The 18,911-nt window shown below is 32.0% G+C and carries 21 protein-coding genes; 6 read left to right on the top strand and 15 right to left on the bottom strand.

What is annotated here, in order from left to right:
• Positions 1-69: 69 nt before the first annotated feature.
• The 4 genes from hemW to gpr form a co-directional block, all read right to left on the bottom strand.
• On the bottom strand, positions 70-1,206 hold the full coding sequence (gene hemW, locus EP747_RS01160) for a radical SAM family heme chaperone HemW (protein WP_129688146.1): 1,137 nt from the start codon (positions 1,204-1,206) through the stop codon (positions 70-72).
• A gap of 283 nt (positions 1,207-1,489) precedes the next feature.
• Positions 1,490-3,310 carry a translation elongation factor 4 gene (gene lepA / locus EP747_RS01155; protein WP_129688145.1) on the bottom strand — a complete coding sequence of 607 codons (1,821 nt, stop codon included), beginning with the start codon at positions 3,308-3,310 and terminating at the stop codon, positions 1,490-1,492.
• A gap of 109 nt (positions 3,311-3,419) precedes the next feature.
• Positions 3,420-3,770, bottom strand: a complete 351-nt coding sequence (locus EP747_RS01150) for a hypothetical protein (protein ID WP_129688144.1) — start codon at positions 3,768-3,770, stop codon at positions 3,420-3,422.
• A 24-nt stretch (positions 3,771-3,794) separates the two neighbouring features.
• Positions 3,795-4,895, bottom strand: a complete 1,101-nt coding sequence (gene gpr / locus EP747_RS01145; protein WP_129688143.1) for a GPR endopeptidase — start codon at positions 4,893-4,895, stop codon at positions 3,795-3,797.
• Between the two features lie 219 nt (positions 4,896-5,114).
• On the opposite strand from gpr, the gene rpsT reads away from it, so the two are divergent.
• The gene (gene rpsT / locus EP747_RS01140; protein ID WP_069035099.1) at positions 5,115-5,381 is read left to right on the top strand and encodes a 30S ribosomal protein S20; all 267 of its coding nucleotides are present in this window, start codon (positions 5,115-5,117) and stop codon (positions 5,379-5,381) included.
• A gap of 220 nt (positions 5,382-5,601) precedes the next feature.
• Here the strand turns inward: rpsT and holA are convergent, their stop codons facing one another.
• Complete coding sequence (gene holA, locus EP747_RS01135) at positions 5,602-6,606, bottom strand: DNA polymerase III subunit delta (protein WP_165346764.1); 1,005 nt, start codon at positions 6,604-6,606, stop codon at positions 5,602-5,604.
• A gap of 209 nt (positions 6,607-6,815) precedes the next feature.
• On the opposite strand from holA, the gene EP747_RS01130 reads away from it, so the two are divergent.
• Positions 6,816-6,950 (top strand): YqzM family protein, encoded by a 135-nt coding sequence (locus EP747_RS01130; protein ID WP_088013707.1) that lies wholly within the window; start codon positions 6,816-6,818, stop codon positions 6,948-6,950.
• Between the two features lie 39 nt (positions 6,951-6,989).
• Here EP747_RS01130 and EP747_RS01125 read toward each other — a convergent pair whose 3' ends face one another.
• Both EP747_RS01125 and EP747_RS01120 read right to left on the bottom strand, forming a co-directional pair.
• Positions 6,990-9,329 (bottom strand): DNA internalization-related competence protein ComEC/Rec2, encoded by a 2,340-nt coding sequence (locus EP747_RS01125; protein ID WP_129688141.1) that lies wholly within the window; start codon positions 9,327-9,329, stop codon positions 6,990-6,992.
• A gap of 11 nt (positions 9,330-9,340) precedes the next feature.
• Positions 9,341-9,928, bottom strand: a complete 588-nt coding sequence (locus EP747_RS01120) for a helix-hairpin-helix domain-containing protein (protein WP_129688140.1) — start codon at positions 9,926-9,928, stop codon at positions 9,341-9,343.
• Between the two features lie 119 nt (positions 9,929-10,047).
• Here EP747_RS01120 and comER point away from each other — a divergent pair, with 119 nt between their 5' ends.
• The gene (gene comER, locus EP747_RS01115; protein WP_129688139.1) at positions 10,048-10,863 is read left to right on the top strand and encodes a late competence protein ComER; all 816 of its coding nucleotides are present in this window, start codon (positions 10,048-10,050) and stop codon (positions 10,861-10,863) included.
• Positions 10,864-10,982: 119 nt separating this feature from the next.
• Here comER and EP747_RS01110 read toward each other — a convergent pair whose 3' ends face one another.
• The 7 genes from EP747_RS01110 to EP747_RS01080 are packed head-to-tail and all read right to left on the bottom strand — an operon-like array spanning position 10,983 to position 15,472.
• Positions 10,983-11,726 (bottom strand): class I SAM-dependent DNA methyltransferase, encoded by a 744-nt coding sequence (locus EP747_RS01110; RefSeq protein WP_129688138.1) that lies wholly within the window; start codon positions 11,724-11,726, stop codon positions 10,983-10,985.
• The gene (gene rsfS, locus EP747_RS01105) at positions 11,723-12,079 is read right to left on the bottom strand and encodes a ribosome silencing factor (protein WP_129688137.1); all 357 of its coding nucleotides are present in this window, start codon (positions 12,077-12,079) and stop codon (positions 11,723-11,725) included. Before rsfS ends, EP747_RS01110 begins: the two co-directional genes overlap by 4 nt.
• Positions 12,080-12,084: 5 nt before the next feature.
• Positions 12,085-12,660 carry a bis(5'-nucleosyl)-tetraphosphatase (symmetrical) YqeK gene (gene yqeK, locus EP747_RS01100; RefSeq protein ID WP_129688136.1) on the bottom strand — a complete coding sequence of 192 codons (576 nt, stop codon included), beginning with the start codon at positions 12,658-12,660 and terminating at the stop codon, positions 12,085-12,087.
• 37 nt (positions 12,661-12,697) lie between these two features.
• Positions 12,698-12,988, bottom strand: coding sequence for a ribosome assembly RNA-binding protein YhbY (yhbY, locus tag EP747_RS01095; protein ID WP_087998699.1), 291 nt, complete (start codon positions 12,986-12,988; stop codon positions 12,698-12,700).
• Positions 12,982-13,818: a shikimate dehydrogenase gene (gene aroE / locus EP747_RS01090; protein ID WP_129688135.1), complete on the bottom strand. Its 837-nt coding sequence runs from the start codon at positions 13,816-13,818 to the stop codon at positions 12,982-12,984. The genes yhbY and aroE overlap by 7 nt, the downstream gene beginning before the upstream one ends.
• Positions 13,819-13,844: 26 nt before the next feature.
• On the bottom strand, positions 13,845-14,954 hold the full coding sequence (yqeH, locus tag EP747_RS01085) for a ribosome biogenesis GTPase YqeH (protein WP_129688134.1): 1,110 nt from the start codon (positions 14,952-14,954) through the stop codon (positions 13,845-13,847).
• Positions 14,951-15,472: a YqeG family HAD IIIA-type phosphatase gene (locus EP747_RS01080; RefSeq protein ID WP_069035111.1), complete on the bottom strand. Its 522-nt coding sequence runs from the start codon at positions 15,470-15,472 to the stop codon at positions 14,951-14,953. Before EP747_RS01080 ends, yqeH begins: the two co-directional genes overlap by 4 nt.
• A 259-nt stretch (positions 15,473-15,731) precedes the next feature.
• On the opposite strand from EP747_RS01080, the gene EP747_RS01075 reads away from it, so the two are divergent.
• A complete protein-coding gene (locus tag EP747_RS01075) occupies positions 15,732-15,872 on the top strand; it encodes a sporulation histidine kinase inhibitor Sda (protein ID WP_069035227.1) in 141 nt (46 codons plus the stop codon).
• Positions 15,873-16,000: 128 nt separating this feature from the next.
• Here EP747_RS01075 and EP747_RS01070 read toward each other — a convergent pair whose 3' ends face one another.
• Positions 16,001-16,780: a phosphatidylserine decarboxylase gene (locus EP747_RS01070; protein ID WP_129688133.1), complete on the bottom strand. Its 780-nt coding sequence runs from the start codon at positions 16,778-16,780 to the stop codon at positions 16,001-16,003.
• 303 nt (positions 16,781-17,083) lie between these two features.
• On the opposite strand from EP747_RS01070, the gene EP747_RS01065 reads away from it, so the two are divergent.
• Positions 17,084-17,701 carry a GTP pyrophosphokinase gene (locus EP747_RS01065; RefSeq protein ID WP_129688132.1) on the top strand — a complete coding sequence of 206 codons (618 nt, stop codon included), beginning with the start codon at positions 17,084-17,086 and terminating at the stop codon, positions 17,699-17,701.
• Positions 17,702-18,109: 408 nt separating this feature from the next.
• Positions 18,110-18,871 (top strand): CPBP family intramembrane glutamic endopeptidase, encoded by a 762-nt coding sequence (locus tag EP747_RS01060; protein WP_129688131.1) that lies wholly within the window; start codon positions 18,110-18,112, stop codon positions 18,869-18,871.
• Positions 18,872-18,911: the final 40 nt, after the last annotated feature.

The raw sequence follows: 18,911 nt of genomic DNA, 5'->3' as shown, positions 1-18,911 counted from the left end.
TAAATACATCATATCTATTCTATTGTCCCTTATCTCATCCGCTTTTCTTGCTCTTCACCCTTACAGATTTTAAAGTAAAAATGCTTGAAATACTTCGTTTCCTAGTAACTTCCCTTTGTGGGTTAATCGAAGAAATACCCCATTCATCTCGACTAATCCATCTTTCATTAGTTTTTCAATTACGTTCGGAAATACTTCATTAAAGTTTGAACCAAATTTTTCTTGGAACTTTCTTTCCGAAACTCCCTGCATTTTACGTAGCCCTAAAAACATTTCTTCTTCCATTTTTTCTTGCTTCGTTACCGTATGCTCATGAACAATTGGGACACCAGTATCATCAATCAACTGAAAATATTTCTTTAACGGTCCAGCATTTGAATATCGAATTCCATTAATATAGCCATGAGCACCTGCACCAAATCCAAAATACTCTTCATTATTCCAATAAACAAGATTATGCTTACTTTCTAAGCCATTTTTTTCAAAATTGCTGATTTCATATTGATGAAAACCCTTTTTCTCTAAATAGTTCATTAAAAAGTCATACATAGCCGCTTCATCTTCTTCTGGGGCTGGTTTAAGCTTGCCCCTATTCATTTCTATGTAAAAAACCGTTTTTGGTTCAATAATTAATGAATATGCTGAGATATGCTGAATTGGTAACTTCATTGCTTTATCTAAAGAATCAACGAATTGTTCCATTGTTTGACCAGGTAATGCATACATTAAATCAAGATTAATATTATCAATTCCAACTTCTTTGGCGGTTTGAATTGCTTCTTCTATTTCATTTGGTGAATGTGTTCTTCCAATCTTTTTAAGTAAACCTTCATCAAATGTTTGCGCTCCAAAACTAATTCGATTCACACCACCATCTTTTAAAATCTGTAGCTTCTCTTTTGAAATTTCATTTGGATTACTTTCAAAAGTCATTTCGATTTCTTTTTTCCCTTTAATAATATGTTTATTAATTATTTCTATTAACCGCTCTGTTTGAGGTAATGTTAATGCAGTTGGAGTTCCTCCGCCTACAAAAACTGTCTTCAAATCTATAATCGGATTTCTTTTTAAACTTTCAACAATTTCTTTCTCTAGATATTCTAAATATTGATCAACCGGCTGACGGTCCATCATAAATTTATTAAAATCGCAGTAGTAACAAATCTGCTGACAAAATGGTATATGAATATAAACGGAAGATGCCATACCTTCTCCTCTTTTCTATGTGAAAAGCCCCTGATCCAATACCATCTAAGGTGCAGATTCAGGGACTTTTGTTGATTTCAACTTTATGATTGTATATTTTCTTATGATATTTGTCTAATTAATCGCTTTTCTATTATTAATCATTATTTACATCTTACTTTTTATTAATAACAATTTGAGTAAAAAATTAATGTAACAAAAATTAAAAATGCCACCGCAAATAAATTACGGTGGCATTTTTAGATAATCATCAATTCTATAATCGATGAATTCTTATTAATTATTAATCATCCATACGTAAAACAGCCATGAACGCCTCTTGTGGAACCTCTACAGATCCAACAGCTTTCATTCGCTTTTTACCTTCTTTTTGCTTATCTAATAGCTTACGTTTACGAGAGATATCCCCACCGTAACATTTAGCTAATACGTTTTTACCCATTGACTTAATTGTTGAACGAGCAACGATTTTTTGTCCGATTGCCGCTTGAACTGGTACTTCGAACTGTTGTCTTGGAATAAGTTCTTTTAATTTTTCAACGATAATTTTTCCACGATCATAAGCTGCGTCTCTATGAACGATAAATGATAGAGCATCTACTTGTTCACCATTTAATAAAATATCCATTTTCACAAGTTTAGATGCTTTGTAGCCAATTAACTCATAGTCAAATGAAGCATAGCCTTTTGTACTTGATTTTAATTGGTCAAAGAAATCATAAACAATTTCAGATAATGGAATTTCGTAAGTTAACGTCACGCGGTTTGCATCTAAATATTGCATATCGATAAAGTTACCGCGTTTCTTTTGACAAAGCTCCATGATGGCTCCTACAAAATCATTTGGAACCATAATTTTTGCTTTTACATAAGGCTCTTCTACTCGATCAATTGATTGAGGGTCAGGCATATGGGCTGGATTATCAACTGTAATCATTTCACCTTTTGTTGTGTAAACACTATAAATAACACTTGGTGCTGTTGTAATTAAATCAATTTTGAATTCACGTTCAATACGCTCTTGAATGATTTCCATGTGTAATAATCCTAAAAATCCACAACGGAAACCAAATCCTAAAGCTTGAGATGTTTCTGCTTCGAATTGTAAAGCTGCATCATTTAATTGAAGCTTTTCAAGTGCATCACGTAAATCATTATATTTAGAAGTATCAATTGGATATAATCCACAGAATACCATAGGATTTAATTTACGATAACCTGGTAGCGGCTCAGTTGCTGGATTCTCAGCAAGGGTAATTGTATCCCCAACGCGAGTATCTCCAACATTCTTAATAGAAGCTGTTAAGAAACCTACGTCACCTACAGTTAATTCGTCTCGTTGTGTAGTGCGAGGAGTGAATACTCCAGCTTCAACTACTTCGAATTCTTTACCAGTAGCCATCATTCTAATTTTTTGCCCTACTTTTACAGTACCATCTACGATACGAATATAAGCTACAACACCACGATATGGATCGAATAATGAATCAAAAATAAGTGCTTTTAAAGGCGCATCTGGATCACCTGTTGGAGCTGGTACTTTTTCTACGATTTGTTCTAGAATTTCTTCTATTCCGATTCCTGCTTTAGCAGATGCTAATACCGCTTCAGAAGCATCTAGTCCAATTACATCTTCAACTTCTTGTCTTACACGTTCAGGCTCTGCACTCGGTAAGTCAATCTTATTAATAACTGGTAAGATTTCTAAATCATTGTCTAAAGCTAAATATACGTTCGCCAATGTTTGTGCTTCGATACCTTGTGCAGCATCAACTACAAGAATTGCGCCTTCACAAGCTGCTAAACTACGTGAAACTTCATAAGTGAAGTCGACATGTCCAGGTGTATCAATTAAATGAAGAATATATTCTTCTCCATTTTTAGCCTTATATTGTAACTGCACAGCATTTAATTTAATGGTAATTCCACGTTCACGCTCTAAATCCATTGAGTCTAATAGCTGAGACTTCATCTCACGCTGAGTTAATGCATTTGTTTTCTCAAGAATTCTATCTGCTAATGTAGATTTTCCATGGTCAATGTGTGCGATGATTGAAAAGTTTCTAATTCTCTTTTGTCTTTCTGATCTTGACTCTTTATTCATTTCATCACTCCTAAATTTCTCGACAGCATAGATAGTTTTGATTATATCAAAAAAACAGGGCAATATTCAATCTCTATTAGCAGTATATGTCGAATGAAGTTTAGAAGGTCTAATTAAAGCTATCAATAATAGAAGGAATTTTTTCAACAATCTTAACTCCTTTTTCAGTTACATACGTAACAAAACGGGATAGTCCTTTACCAACAACTGTAAAATAATTAAATGCCCCTAATCTTTCTAGATGATCTTCTCTAATTGCTAGTCCTTCTTTCGTATAATCTTTTCCAAAAAGTACTGGACCAGCTTTCCCATCTTCTTTTGAGATTTTTACTACATCTTCTACATGATAGTAATCAGTCGAAGTAACTTTACTTATTCCGTCTTTCGCAACTTGCATACAAGTAATGATTGTTATCGAAAAAATGATGATTAGCGTAAAGTACCGAACCATATATTTCATTTGTTTCTCCTCACTTACGAAATATTAATGAGTATATGAGCCAATATTGTCTTGATTAATTTTAGAATGCAGAGCTGCGTTCATACCACCAGCAATAATATTTGCCATATCTTCAATAAATGTATCCACTTCTTTTGGTGTAACCATTAAGTTATGACCTAATGGTGACAGTACTTCATGAATCAGTTTCCGTTTTTCATTCTCTTCAAGTGTTCCAACAATCCCCATAAATGCCATTCGTTCCTTTTCACTAGGCATATCTTCGTCGGTATACTTTTTCTTTTCTCCAAATGCCATTCCAGAAGGGATTAGCGCTTTAGCAGGCTTGTCTCCCTCTTTTATTTCTCGTCCAAAATGTTTTAAAATGAAGTCAATTGTATCACTTGTAATAGCAACAGCATCAACAACAGTTGGAACTCCTATAGCAATTACCGGAATACCTAGTGTTTCTTTACTTAATTCCTTACGTTTATTCCCTATTCCAGAACCTGGATGAATGCCATTATCAGTAATTTGGATTGTTGTATTAACTCGCTCAATAGACCTAGCTGCAAGTGCATCGATCGCAATGACAAAATCTGGTTTTACTTTATCAATGACACCTGAAATAATATCGCTAGTTTCAATACCAGTTATCCCCATTACACCAGGGGACAAAGCACAAACTGGACGATAACCATCTTGTACACTTTCAGGCTGTAATTCAAAAAGATGCTTCGTAACAACTAAATTTTCAACAACCATTGGACCAAGCGCATCAGGAGTCACATTCCAATTTCCTAATCCGACAACTAAACAAGTTTGATCTTCCGTAATTCCTAAATTTTTTAAGAAAGCAGAAAACTCGTTAGCAAAAACCTTTTCAACCTTTTCTTGAAGTTCAGTGTCTTGTTCACGAATACCTTGAACTTGAAGGGTTAAATAATTCCCTGGCTTTTTACCTATTCTTTCAGATGCGGATTCTTTAATATGAACATGAGAAATACTTACACCATCTGCTTCTCGCTCTTTAACGATTACGCCGGTAATTTCTTCCTTTGTCTGTTCACGCTCCTCGAGCATCTCTTTTGCCTCTACTGCTAAATCTGTTCGAACACTATATTGACTTAAATCTAACTCACTCATTTATCTAGCCTCCACAATACTCATCGAAATTTAACAATTCTCTTCTTAACTAGTTTAGCTAGATGTTACCAATTCTAAACGAGTTGTTTATTTTTCTTTTGAAAAGGCGAAAATAGCTTTATGAATTCTATTGCCAAATGGGACTTGTTTTGATAAAATAAGTTTTGTTCTATTTGTATTCGAGGCAAATTTCTCGACTGCATTCGGGAGGTGAAAGGTATGCCAAATATTAAATCAGCTATTAAACGTGTAAAAACAGCTGAAGCTCATCGTGCTCACAACGCATCTCTAAAATCAGAAATGCGTACTGCAGTGAAAAATGTTGAAGCTTTAGTTACTAATAACGAAACTGAAAAAGCGCAAGAAGCTTTATTAACTGCTTCTAAAAAATTAGATAAAGCTGTTAACAGCAATCTAATCCACAAAAACGCTGCTTCACGTCAAAAGTCTCGTTTAGCTAAAAAAGTTAACGCTATGAACGCGTAATGAATTAAATGGTGTCTCATCTGAGACACCATTTTTTCGTGCAATAAAATTATTCAACTAGACGTTTTTTTTAAACATATTTGTAATCGAATCATATAGACTGAAAATTGTAGCCATTTTATTCAGAAAAATGGCAGTCCAATTTAACGCATTGGACTGCCATGTGATTTGTAATTTGATTTTTTAAACTAATCATCATTTAAGACGGATTTTCTTACAATTATTTATTTAATTGAAGAATTAACATTTCAAGGATCATAACTTTATCTCCTTGACCAGTCTTCATTTTATAATCAACTTCAGCAATTAATCGTATTGCTTCTTTCAATTCACTTGCTTGAAAGTTATTCGCTTGCTTTTGTCCATAAAACACTCTTCCTGGTGATACACCAACTGAAGAGGCAATTTGATTATTTGAATATCCATTACTTGATAATTGTTTTATTCCGTACAATAATCTAAACTGACTAGCTAACAAAGCAACTATTTTTATCGGTTCTTCACCTATAAATAATAATTCATGAAGAATTTTAAGTGCCTCAGTTGTCTGTCTTACTGCTGTTTTTTCTATAAGAGAAAAAACGTTTTGTTCAATGGTTTTTGCTACCATCAATTCTACTAAATCTGCATCAACTTCGCCTTCATTCCCAATAAACAATTGTAGCTTCTCACATTCAAGTTTTAATATTGATAAATTATTTCCAACGAGTAATTTTAATTTTTCAATTGCCTCTTTAGTAATCTTTACATTCCCAGTAAACCGCTCTTTAATCCAGCCGTCTAAATTACTCGTTTCAACAGGATGACATTCAACTAGCTCTACTTGTTTTTTTAACGCTTTTGTTACTTTTTTCCGCTCGTCCAATTTTTCAAAAGGAGCAACAAAAACAACAGTAGTAAAAGGCGCAGGATTTTCAATATAATCAAATAGTGGTTCTATATCTTGTACAATTTTTTCTTTTTGAGCTGTTAAAAACAAACATGATTTTATGATGATGACTTTGTTTCCGCCAAAAAAGGACGGTGTTTGAGCATCCTCAAGAGCTTCACTTAAATAAGACTCTTTTAAATCATATGTTTGATAGTTAAAATCATCAATTTCTCCTTGTAAAGCTGCTTTCACGATTAAGTTTTCCGCTTCTTGAAGTAAAAAATCTTCAGTACCTACCAATAAATACATTGGCGACACATTCTTTTTCAATTTTTTATGTAAATCATTAATCATGTTTTGCACCTCTACACTAATTTTCTTAGTATAGTATAACATGTCCTACATGAGAAGGAAGAGATTAGTAAATACTAATCTCTAATTTATATTAACGTTTTAAATAAAGACCCGGTTTCTTCATTTAAAACGGTATAACTAAAACAAACATACTATGGATTTTTTAGTTATATTGATTTATACTAAAATTGAATTAGGAGGGGTTATTTGTGAATACTTTTGAAAAAAATGTTCAAAGCAAACGTAATGATTCAACAGATTCTGGCGTTGGCTTTGCTGTTTCATTTGGTTTCTTCGCAACTCTATTTATCATCGCAACAATTGTGGAGTATGTTGCACGATAATACATAGAATCAAATGATGGGACTGCCTCGGCAGTCTTTTTAATTTCCTTCTTGGTTTCTCTTATTTGTTTTACGATATGCTTTAAATGTATAAAAGGTACCTTGTCCTCTTTTAAATTCATAAGTTATTGCACCAAGTTCATCGGTACGTAAGATTTTAACATTGTACTTTTTTAATCGATTAAGTACTTCTTTTGTTGGATGACCATATCGATTTTTTTCCCCAACTGAAATAATGCCAATTTTAGGCATAATTACTTTAATAAATTTTTCGGAAGTAGATGTTTTGCTACCATGATGTCCTATTTTCAAGACATCTGCCTTTAAATCATGATATTTAGTGATCAATCGATTTTCACCAATTTCATCTAAATCACCAGAAAATAACCAATTCTTCCCACCTATATATGCCGTTAAAACAATTGACCCCTGGTTTTCCTCACCTACATAGTCTTTAATTGGGGAAATAACTTGAAAATAATTCTGTCCGATTTTCCAACTCATACCTTCGCTAATTTTTTTAATCTCGGCTCCTTTTTTTATGGCTATATTAATTCTTTCTTTTTCTGCTGAAGTAAATTTCGCCTTGTCACCTACGATTAATTGTTTTACGTGATATGATTGTAATACTTCTTTTCCACCACCAATATGATCAATGTCACCATGTGTAAATATTAATTTATCTATTTTACTAATTCCTTCTCCTTTTAATATAGGAATCAATAGATCACTGCCGGTTGAAAATGGTTTTTTACGCTTCATCCAAGTTTCTTCTTTGCCAGTTAACCTACCTCCCGTATCAATTACATAATTCCCTTTATTAAAAGGCAATTTTATAAGTATACAGTCACCTTGACCTACATCTATAAACATAATCTTTCCAACTGGGTTCATAAAGGGATAAAATAAATGCCCGCTAATAAGAATAAAAAATCCAATCAGACAATTAATAAATAATTTCTTCTCTTTCTCACTTTCCATAAAGTATAAAATTAAAAATATAAGCACTATATATATAAACAGAATTCCTTTTGAAGGATGTATAAAAATCACCTTAATAAACGGTAATTGCATGCATATACTCAGTAATTTATCTGATATTTTAATAAAGAATGTTAATAGTAATGTGAACTGTTCGCTGATTTCTAAATTAATAAAACTTAAACTAAAACAAAACATACATAGTGGCATAATAATAAAACTAATATAAGGAATGAAAAGTAAGTTAATCATTATACTGTATGGTGAAAATTCATGAAAATTAAAAAGTAATATAGGGATTGATGCTAATTGAGTAATACTCGATGTATAAAGTGCCCTTGTATACCAAGATTTGTAATTTAAAATTTGACCAGAAGTTAAAACAAGTACAAAACTTGTTACAAAGGAAAATTGAAATCCAATATCATCAATATAATTTGGTTTTGCAAATAACATGATTATACAAGATGAGAATAATAGCGAAGTAATATCAACTTTCATTTTTGCTAACTTGTAGAAGCAAACTAGAACACCAATAATAACTGCCCTGACAACTGATGCTGTAGCACCTGCTAGAAATCCATACGACATAATACATAAAATCGTTATAAATAAGCTGGTTTCTTTTGTTACTTCAATTCTAATTAGTAGAAAATAGATGCCAAGACTCAATAAACTAATATGAGAACCACTAATCGCAAGTAAATGCACTATTCCCACTATTTGATATTGAGATTCTGTAGTTGCATTCATTTTTGATCGTTCCCCAAATAGGAGTGCATTAATATAACCTTCTGTATTGGAATTAAAATTCATCTCTACATATTTAGTTAAAGCATGTCGACTATAATTTATTGATTGAATGATGGTTCGTTTCCCATTTTCGCAATCCCCTAAACTATTTGGATTAGCAGTAATAATCCAGTGAATCCCTTGATTTAATAAGTACTTCTTATAATTAAATAAGTATGGGTTCGAGCTTTCTAAAGGCAATGTAACCTCACCTTTTACTTCACATATTTCACCTATTTTTCTTTTTTGAAAAGCTTTTAATTGTTCTTTGGTATTAGCAAAACTATTTAGTAAGATTTCTTGATTATGGAGTTTAAATGTAAACGAAACCTTATTACCATCTATAATTGGAGTAGAAGTGATCTCACCACGAACATTTTGAGAGGGCTTTGGTTTAGGGGAATTCATTTTATTGTTTTGTAGGTAACATATACTAGACGTAATACATAGCGAAATAATACAAATTAATAAAAGGAGCCATTTTTTCTTTCTGACTAAAAAAATCATTAAAATGAGTAATATTAATATAAAGAATAAATTATAGCTTTTAAAAAAGACGATTATTATTATTTGTACAAAAACAATATAAGCCAGATAAATACTCATAATAATTTAATTTATCGAATGACAATAAATGGAGTCATTTTTTCAAGGGATTTTTTGCCGATTCCATTTACAGATTCTAATTGTTCTACTGAAGTAAATGGTCCGTTTGTATCAATATAATCTAAAATATTTTTTGCTTTTGCTGGACCCACACCCGGAATTTTTTCCAATTCTGATTGTGATGCATGGTTTATATCAATCGTCTCATTTTGTTTGGTTTCATCCCCCCTATTAGTAATTATAGTTTGATCAGTTTCTTCTCCAATAAACGGTACATAAATGACCATCTCGTCAAAAATTTTTTCAGCTAAATTAACCTTATTAACATCAGCTTTTTCTTTAAATCCTCCAGCCAATCTAATCACGTCAAAAACACGTTCTCCTTCGTTACATTGGATTACACCTGGTTTTTGTATTGCTCCTTTTACATCAACCATAAATACTTTCGAATTCACTGGCATACTAACTTCTTTTTTCTGATCATCGCTCTTCTTTACTATTTCTTCTTCAAGTGATTGCTTTGCAAAAACCACTTCATTTTTACGCTCAGTTTGATAAAAATTTACGACTAAAATACCACAATTACGAGACCGATCCAAACCAGTTTATTATGAATTAACTTTTTCATTATTAGTCCTCCATTTTAACTTATATCATTATTTTCGACCTTGCTTCATATAGTGTAGGAGAGAATGTATGCAAAGGAAGGGATGTACTAATGAACGTAGGAATCATAGGTACAGGAAATATGGGCACCATCTTGCTCAATGGATTTATAAAATCAAATGCCGTGAAGCCCTCCAAATTAACTGTTACAAACCGTTCAATGTATAAAGCTTATGAGCTAAAAAATATATATCCTGATTTAAAAGTTGTTGAGACAGCCAAAGAAGTAATTACCGCTTCAGAAATTGTATTAGTATGTGTAAAACCTTTAGAAATTCAGCCACTTTTATCATCTTTACAAAAACATTTCACTAAAAAACATTGCGTTATATCGATCACTAGTCCGATTAATGTTGAACAATTAGAAGCGATATTACCTTGTCAAGTTGCACGCGTTATTCCAAGTATTACGAATCAAGCATTGAGTGGTGTAACTTTAGTTAATTTTGGGAATAGTTGTACGGCCAAAAGTAAGGAGCAAATTATCGAACTTTTTTCGAATATATCTAAACCAGTTATGATAACAGAAGATATCACAAGAGTTTCATCGGATATCGCAAGCTGTGGACCCGCATTTTTTAGTTACTTGCTTCAAAAATTTATCGATGCGGCTGTTTGTCAAACTTCAATTTCAAAAGAACAAGCAACGATTTTAGCAGAAGAAATGATTATTGGTTTTGGAAAACTAATTGAACAAAAACATTTTACGCTTGAAACACTTCAAGAAAAGGTATGTGTAAAAGGCGGAATTACTGGAGAGGGTATTAAAGTATTAGAAGCACGAGTAGGAGATTTATTCGAAGAAATTTTTGAAAAAACACATGATAAGTTTGAAAAGGAAATTGAGCGTGTAAAGGAACAATTTTAATTTACTTAAAAATGATTATACCGCTTGACTCCATTCTTAACAAAAATATAAAATTCAATTTTGTACGACTAATAAAGTAAAAAACCCTTTAAGAAAAGGAATTTTCTTTAAAGGGTTTTTTATTTCTTCATTGCTATAAAAAAGATTCGTTCAGAAGTATCATCTACAGCTTCATCGAAATCTGCTATGATTTCTTTCACTTCAAATCCAGTTTGATTTAACAATGATTTATACGTATTTATTGGAAATGTTCTTTGATTGTGATACTCTTCGAAGCGTTCATATAAATCACGATTTTCCTCTTTCATAAAGAAAACTAAATCATGTTCAACACTGAATGGATGTTCCCCTTGCGTACAAGACCAAACTAAGCTTAACTCTGCATCATCAATAAAAAATGTCTCTTCACCAAAGATTTCTTCAATTTTATAAGGAGAATGTACATCAAATAAAAATAAACCATTATCTTTTAAGCTTTCATTTACTTTTTTAAAGGTTTGTTTTACTTGAGCTTCTGTTTCTAAATAATTAAGTGAATCACAGAAAATTGTTACACAATCTAATTGATCAAACCCATCTAATTCCACCATATTTTGTTGAAAAAAAGGGATATTAACTTTTTCTAGTTCTGCTTTAGCCATTGCGACACTTAACATTTCCTCAGATAAATCAACCCCGCTAATTGAATAGTTCAATTTTGCCAATAAGATGGGTAATGTACCTGTTCCACATCCTATATCTAAAATTGAAGGCTGAAGCATTTCATATTTTTGAAATACATTTTTTAGGAATTGAACCCATCTTTCATAAGGAACATCATTCATTAATTGATCATACAAATACGCGAAGCGATTGTATGTCATGAAAGAAGCTCTCCATAAACATCAAGAGAAGGTGCATCTCCCCAAAGTTTTTCTAAGTTGTAATAGTTTCTTTCGTCACGATGGAAAATATGAACGACAACGTCACCGATGTCTACTAAAACCCAACGAGCTTCGTCAAATCCTTCTAATCGCTTAACATCTTTACCATTTTGTTGAGCTTGATCTTTCACTTCTCTTGCAATTGCCTGAACTTGCTTATCTGAATTACCGTGACAAATAATGAAATAATCTGCAATCGCAGAGATTCCTTTCATATCTAGTACGACTAAATCCTCAGCTTTTTTATCATCAGCAGCATTTACAGCTAGCATCATTAATTCTTTTTCACTCATTCTTTTTATTCCCCCTGGCTTTTAACTTGCTTTAATATTGAGTTATATGTTTTAACCGTTAATGGGTAGACTGTTTGTTCTTTACCAATCAAAAATGTAATTGTATTTTTTAATGCAAATAATAAAGCTCGATCTAAATCTTGATCCGCTAATTCACGAGCTTCCTCTACACCTGGAAAACTACGATTAGGTTCAATATAATCTGCTACATATATTATTTTATCTAATAAATTCATCTCTTTATGACCACTTGTATGATATGTGATAGCTTGTAATATCTCTTGATCATCAATTCCATATTCATGTTCAGTAAGAAATGCACCAACAGGAGCATGCCATAATTCTTTATTGTACTTTAAAAGCTTTAATGAAAGTTTATTTTCTTCCATAATTGATTTTAATTCTTTTATCGGCATACATTTTGCGACATCATGGAAAATTGCAGCTAGTTCTGCTTTTTTTACATCCGCACCGTACTTTTCGGCTAGTCTAACTGCAGTTTCCATCACACCAATAGTATGTGTAAAACGCCCGTTCGTTAGTTTTTCTTTTACAAATGTAAGTGCTTTTTGTTTATCCATTAATCCGCTTCTCCTCTAATTAACGGTATTTAACATATTAAGGTAGTACGATTGTTTTATTTTCTTCAGACTCTTTATATAAAACAATTGTATGTCCAATTACTTGTACTAGTTCAGCGTCTGTTCCTTCAACTAGCTGATCCGCTACATCGTAACGATCATCATCACAGTTTTGAAGTATACTTACTTTTAAAAGTTCCCTTACTTCAAGCGCTTCTGAAATTTGCTTAACCATATTTTCATTAACTCCACCTTTACCTACTTGAAAAATAGGGTTTAAGTGATGAGCTTTCGAACGTAAAAATCTTTTTTGTTTACCTGTTAACATTTTGTTCCTCCAAGTTTTCTTTCTAATAATGAGTATGCATCAATCGTATTTGGAAAAATTCCCGTCCACTCTTGAAATGCTAATGCTCCTTGATAAATAAACATCGGTAATCCGTTTTGGATAGTCGCATTTCTTTCTTCAGCTTCTTTTAAGAATACTGTTTTAAATGGGCTATATATTAGGTCCGACACAATTGCATCTGGTGATAAATTTGTTAGTGCTAACGGCGTGCTATTTTCATTTGGCTTCATTCCAACAGAAGTTGTTTGAATGATAAGAGAAAAGTGACCTAAATGTTCTTCAGCATCTGAAATAGACATAATATTAACCTCACTCATCAGCTTACCATCTAGTAGATCCTCTGCTTTTTCTAACGTTCGGTTGGTGACTGTAATATGCTTAACACCCAAGTGCAGTAAACTATAAAGGATCGCCCTAGCAGCACCGCCTGCACCGATAATCAAAATCTTTTCTTCTTCAATCGGATTTTTCAAAACATAGGATAAGCCTCTACAATACCCCATACCGTCAGTATTTTTACCATATAGTTTTCCATTTTTATTGATAACTGTATTAACAGCTCCAATTGCTTTTGCCAATGGATCAATTTCATCTAAGTACTGCATAATTTCTACTTTTAATGGTGCTGTTACATTAAATCCTTTTACAGTTGAACGAAATTCTGTCATAACTGATTTTAATTCTGTTATCCCAACTTCTTTTGCAGAATAGTGACCCGAAATATCATTAGAGCCAAACCATTCATTATGCATAGTTGGAGACATTGAATGACCAATCGGTTGACCGATTACATAGTATTGGTCTTTCATTTCTCTTTTCGCCCCCAAAATTATTCTTATATAATAGAATTACGAAGAGTTATAGCTACACCTTTTGGTACATAAGCAACAATTTTAGCACCTGGTTCATTCACTGTGATCCAACCTAACCCTGAATAAACTATATCAGTTTTAGCATCTTTTATCATAAATTCATGCTTCACTAATTTAGGAAGTTCATTTATTTGTTCACCATATGGTGGAACTAATATTTCCCCAGCTTGTCTTTCATATAAATCATCAGCATTTTCTTGTTTAGTACGATGAATTAATAATTCGTTTGAGAAGTGACAAGTAAAAGAACGTCTTCCACCCTCTAAATAATCAAAACGAGCTAACCCACCAAAGAATAAAGTTTGTCCCTCATTTAATTGATAAACCATAGGCTTAATTTCTTTTTTCGGAGTAATAATCTTCAAACCTTTTTTATCAACGAAATGAGCCATTTGATGATGATTAATAATACCTGGAGTATCAATTAGATCACTCTGATCATCAAGTGGTATTTGAATCATATCAAGTGTTGTGCCCGGAAAATGCGATGTTGTAATGATATTACTATTTTCTTCACTATAACGTTTAATCATCGTATTGATAAACGTTGATTTTCCAACATTTGTACAACCTACTACGTATACATCCTTACCCTCACGGTGCTTCTCAATACTTTCAGCTAATTCGTCTATACCAGTGCCTTTTACTGCACTAATTAAATGAACACCTACAGGTTTAAGTCCCCAACGTTTTGCAGTTCCGCTCATCCATTGCGTAAGCTTATTTTTCTTTACTGACTTAGGAATTAAATCTGCCTTATTTCCAACTAATAATATTTTGTTGTTTCCAACGAATCGATTAATTCCATTTAACCAGCTGCCAGAAAAATCAAAAACATCAACTACTTTTATAACAAGACAGTCCTTAGAACCTATCCCATTTAAGATACGAATAAAGTCAGAATCAGTCAACTCTACATCTTGAATCTCATTATAGTTTTTTAAACGGAAACAACGTTGGCAAATAATCTCTTCTTTTTCTAATGAAGATGGAGGTGCATATCCAAGCTTGTCTTTATCCTCTGTTTGAATTTCAACTCCACAACCAATACATCTTACTTCTGTATTACTCACTTTTTATCCTCCCATTGTAGCAATCCTTGCTTCCTTAAAGATGATAGAATTCTACGTTCTACCATTCGATTAAATCTTGTCCAAATTCCATCTGTACTTGCAACCGGAACAACTAAAATAGTATGAATTCCTTGACGATTGCCTCCAAATACGTCTGTAAGCAATTGATCTCCAATCATCACGACTTCATTTGGTTTTAAATTCATTTGTTTATATGCCTTTTTATATGATGTAGCGAGTGGCTTACGTGCACGATGAATGAATGGAATTCCTAAAGGATCACAAAACTTTCCAACACGCTCAGCATTGTTATTCGATACAACTGTAATTTTAATCCCTGCATCATCCATGCTTTTGAACCATTTCGTTAGCTCTGGAGTAGCTAATGGACGGTCCCATTCTACTAACGTATTATCTAAATCAGTAATGATCCCCTTTATTCCTAAGCCTTTTAAATGCTCAGGCGTAATTGCATAAACATTATTAACAGTTTCACTCGGTAAAAATTTATTAAACATTATTACACCTCGATATATTCTTAAAATCGTTCGACAAATAACTACAATCATTCTAACTGTGGATAAATCTATACACATTATCCTTAGTCCAAGAACCTACCTTTTCAGAATATATAAACAAATTACCCACAACTTATCCACCTATTTCTGTGGATAAACGAACGATTGTTCTATTTTTAAAAATTTGATACATTAAGTTTACGAAGAAATTCAAAAAACTTTTCTCACTCGGAGGTGAATGCCCAACCGGGCAAAACATATGTACAAATTAAATGATGAGTTGTTACTTGAGTCGTACAAAAAAGCTCTAGGTTTACAGCTTGATCCTGCCTTCATTTATTTAATTGAAAAAGAAATTAAACGAAGAGGTCTAGATTACTATATAAAAAAAACATCTTAAACATTTTTATTATTTTCAATATATGCAAATAATACAAGTGAAATTAAAATACAAGCACTCTTTACAATAACAGAAAAAGAACCATCTTTCTATATGATGGCTCTCATTTCGTGAAAAAAAGTGCATACTTAGTGTAATTTACCAAGATTTTGACCAACTCTTATCGCTTGTCCAGATTGAAGCTTCATATTTGGTGAAAAACTATTAGCTTCAAAAAGTAAAACAACTGTAGAACCGAAAGAAAAATACCCTACTTCTTCACCTTTTTTCAAACGCTTTTCTTTTTTGGTTACTACGATTGTATTAACAAACATAGCACCAACTTTAATCATCGCAACATGTTTATTATTTTCAGTGCATAATACTTCTGAAATAACTCGATAATTTTTTGAAAGTGGATCTTTACCATATGTTAATCCTGCTTTATTCACGGGATAAGATTTAGCACCCAACTCGAATTGTGATACAATTTCGCCTTCGATTGGGCTATGTATACGATGATAATGGCTAGGACTTAAATACAATACCATATAATAACCCTCATCATATTTATCTGCCATTTCCTTTGAACCTAACATCTCAATAATGCTATATGTCTTTCCTTTAACGACAAATTTAATATCCATTTCAATTTTTCCACAAGACTCTAACACACCATCTACCGGACAAGCTAATTCACTTTCACCAGCATGAATCGGTCTAGCATTTTGCTTTAATTCTCTAGTAAATAAGGCATGTAAAGTAGGAAAAACAGTCTCTTTACTCTCATCCATATTTAAATTAAACGCTTTAATATAAGGATTAATAAACACCCTACTAAATCTAGAAGTAGCAAGCCTACGCAAAAGACCAGAAGTAAAACGATTATTCGTTAACTCTATAAACAAACGATAAAAACTCTGTTTCATCAATGTACTCCTAACTAAAATTATATATATAAATTTATAACATATTATTCCAAAACTAACAAAACCCTAAATAATCTTACTGTCGCTACTATAAATTGTTTATTCTTCTAATATAACTCTCTACATCTTGGTCCTTGTCTAATGACCTGCCATTGCTGCCATTGCTACCCTTTACTATTCCCTTTTCCTAATACCCTAAAAAATCCCTGTATTTTACTTGTCACTAACTGTTCACCAAGATTTCACACTGAGTTCACATTAAGCTGGTAGAATACTGATGTAATATACATTAGGAGGTTGCCTATGTTGAAAGATCAAAGCTTAGGTGAATGGACTAACACACTTTTAATATATAAATTTGCGTTAGATGAAATCAATACTAAAATTAGAATTTTAAATGAAGAATTTACTTTAACTCATAATCATAATCCAATTGAACACGTAAAATCACGCTTAAAAAAACCTGACAGTATAATAGAAAAACTTGAGCGAAAAGGTTTAGAACTAACACAATATAATCTGGAAAATTATATGAGTGATATAGCTGGAGTTCGTATTAGTTGTTCATTTATTAGTGATATTTATATGATCTATGAACTATTAAAACAACAAGACGATATTTATATAATAGAAATAAAAGATTATATAAAAAACCCAAAACCAAATGGCTATAAAAGCTTTCATATGATTATTGAAATTCCAATTTTCCTTGCTTCTGAAACGAAAAGAGTAAAAGTGGAAATCCAAATTAGAACGGTTGCGATGGATTTTTGGGCAAGCCTTGAACACAAGATTTTTTATAAATACAATAAAAAGGTTCCAAAAGCAATTATCGAAAGTTTGAATGAAGCTTCTGCAACTGTAAATTCATTAGACTATAAAATGGAGATGATTAGAGATCAAGTTGAACAGCTTAATTGAATAAAGTAAAACTAAGGCTAGGCTCTCTTTTCTTTCCTAGTATTCGTAAAATCAAACTTTAGTAATAAAAAACGAGGTATATTAACATACCTTGTTTTTTATTTGAAGCAAAACTGAAAAATGAAATACCTTATTATATATGATGACACGAACAACTATTGTACAAAGATAAATACGATTATTAGAGCATTTTGTGTACTTTTGTTCATATTATAAGGACAACTTTTCAACTATCATATAATGCACTCAATCTTTCATATATTAAATAACAAAGGTTTTAAAATAATTAGACTCATTTATTCTATTTCTAGTTCTTTCAGCTTTAAATTTAAGATAAAATAGGATATGTTAGTATAAATGTAAATTAGAAAGTTTGTGGACATAGATCAAAAAATTGGAGGAGCCGATTTGGATAATGAATTAAACTATAAAACACTCATTCCAGAAAATATTCCGAATGAACGTAAGTCCGCCTTAAAAACCCTTGGCTACTATTTTTTAATATTTATTGTTGGTTTAAACTTACTAATCTTGATTGCTTCAATATGGGGTATGATTTTTGTTAGTGTTGCGGATATAAATCTTACTGAAAAACAATTTGATAATCTTGTAAATACCGTATCAATTTATTCGGATTCAATTTTTGGTGTCCTCAGCTTATTATGGCTTTATTATTATACGAAGAAAAAAGGACTTCTAACTTTAAGACGAATAAATATAAATGTGATTGACGTTGTAATCGTTTTAGGAGCATATGTTGTGCTTATGGCTTCTTCACATCTTCTTGATGTTATTTTTCAACATTTCAATTATTCAATTGCTACTCCAGATAATCAAAAAGCAGTGGAAGGCTTATTGCGGACTAATCCAGTCCTTATGATTATATCTGCGGTAATTCTTGCACCAATTAAAGAAGAATGGATTACACGTAAGTTAATTATTGGTTCTATTTTTAAAAACGCTCCGATCATTGGATTAATTGTAAGTTCTTTTGGGTTTGGTTTATTGCATATGCTTGCTGGTTTTTCAATCTATGCATTACTATCTTATTCTTTAGCTGGTCTAATTTTTGGTATTATCTATATCAAAACAAAAAAAATCGAAGTTACGATTTTTGCCCATTTTTTAAATAACTTAGTTTCAATTATCGCTTTTTTTATTGTAAACTAACAAAAAAAACGCTCCTATGGGCGTTTTTATATTGTATTTA

It is taken from the genome of Gottfriedia acidiceleris (genome assembly GCF_004138285.1).
GTDB classification, from domain to species: domain Bacteria; phylum Bacillota; class Bacilli; order Bacillales; family Bacillaceae_G; genus Gottfriedia; species Gottfriedia acidiceleris_A.
This window is presented reverse-complemented; position numbering and strand designations above follow the sequence as displayed.

What these genes read in the sequence shown, in the direction of transcription:
- yqeK (WP_129688136.1), bottom strand. Translation starts at nt 12,660, where the DNA reads ATGGATAAACAAAAAGCACTTACATTTGTAAAAGAAAAACTAACGAAC.
- hemW (WP_129688146.1), bottom strand. Translation starts at nt 1,206, where the DNA reads ATGGCATCTTCCGTTTATATTCATATACCATTTTGTCAGCAGATTTGT.
- EP747_RS01070 (WP_129688133.1), bottom strand. Translation starts at nt 16,780, where the DNA reads ATGAAACAGAGTTTTTATCGTTTGTTTATAGAGTTAACGAATAATCGT.
- comER (WP_129688139.1), top strand. Translation starts at nt 10,048, where the DNA reads ATGAACGTAGGAATCATAGGTACAGGAAATATGGGCACCATCTTGCTC.
- gpr (WP_129688143.1), bottom strand. Translation starts at nt 4,895, where the DNA reads ATGAGTGAGTTAGATTTAAGTCAATATAGTGTTCGAACAGATTTAGCA.
- rpsT (WP_069035099.1), top strand. Translation starts at nt 5,115, where the DNA reads ATGCCAAATATTAAATCAGCTATTAAACGTGTAAAAACAGCTGAAGCT.
- rsfS (WP_129688137.1), bottom strand. Translation starts at nt 12,079, where the DNA reads ATGAGTGAAAAAGAATTAATGATGCTAGCTGTAAATGCTGCTGATGAT.
- EP747_RS01150 (WP_129688144.1), bottom strand. Translation starts at nt 3,770, where the DNA reads ATGAAATATATGGTTCGGTACTTTACGCTAATCATCATTTTTTCGATA.
- lepA (WP_129688145.1), bottom strand. Translation starts at nt 3,310, where the DNA reads ATGAATAAAGAGTCAAGATCAGAAAGACAAAAGAGAATTAGAAACTTT.
- EP747_RS01075 (WP_069035227.1), top strand. Translation starts at nt 15,732, where the DNA reads ATGTACAAATTAAATGATGAGTTGTTACTTGAGTCGTACAAAAAAGCT.
- EP747_RS01110 (WP_129688138.1), bottom strand. Translation starts at nt 11,726, where the DNA reads ATGACATACAATCGCTTCGCGTATTTGTATGATCAATTAATGAATGAT.
- yhbY (WP_087998699.1), bottom strand. Translation starts at nt 12,988, where the DNA reads ATGTTAACAGGTAAACAAAAAAGATTTTTACGTTCGAAAGCTCATCAC.
- EP747_RS01065 (WP_129688132.1), top strand. Translation starts at nt 17,084, where the DNA reads ATGTTGAAAGATCAAAGCTTAGGTGAATGGACTAACACACTTTTAATA.
- EP747_RS01080 (WP_069035111.1), bottom strand. Translation starts at nt 15,472, where the DNA reads ATGTTTAATAAATTTTTACCGAGTGAAACTGTTAATAATGTTTATGCA.
- holA (WP_165346764.1), bottom strand. Translation starts at nt 6,606, where the DNA reads ATGATTAATGATTTACATAAAAAATTGAAAAAGAATGTGTCGCCAATG.
- aroE (WP_129688135.1), bottom strand. Translation starts at nt 13,818, where the DNA reads ATGAAAGACCAATACTATGTAATCGGTCAACCGATTGGTCATTCAATG.
- EP747_RS01125 (WP_129688141.1), bottom strand. Translation starts at nt 9,329, where the DNA reads ATGAGTATTTATCTGGCTTATATTGTTTTTGTACAAATAATAATAATC.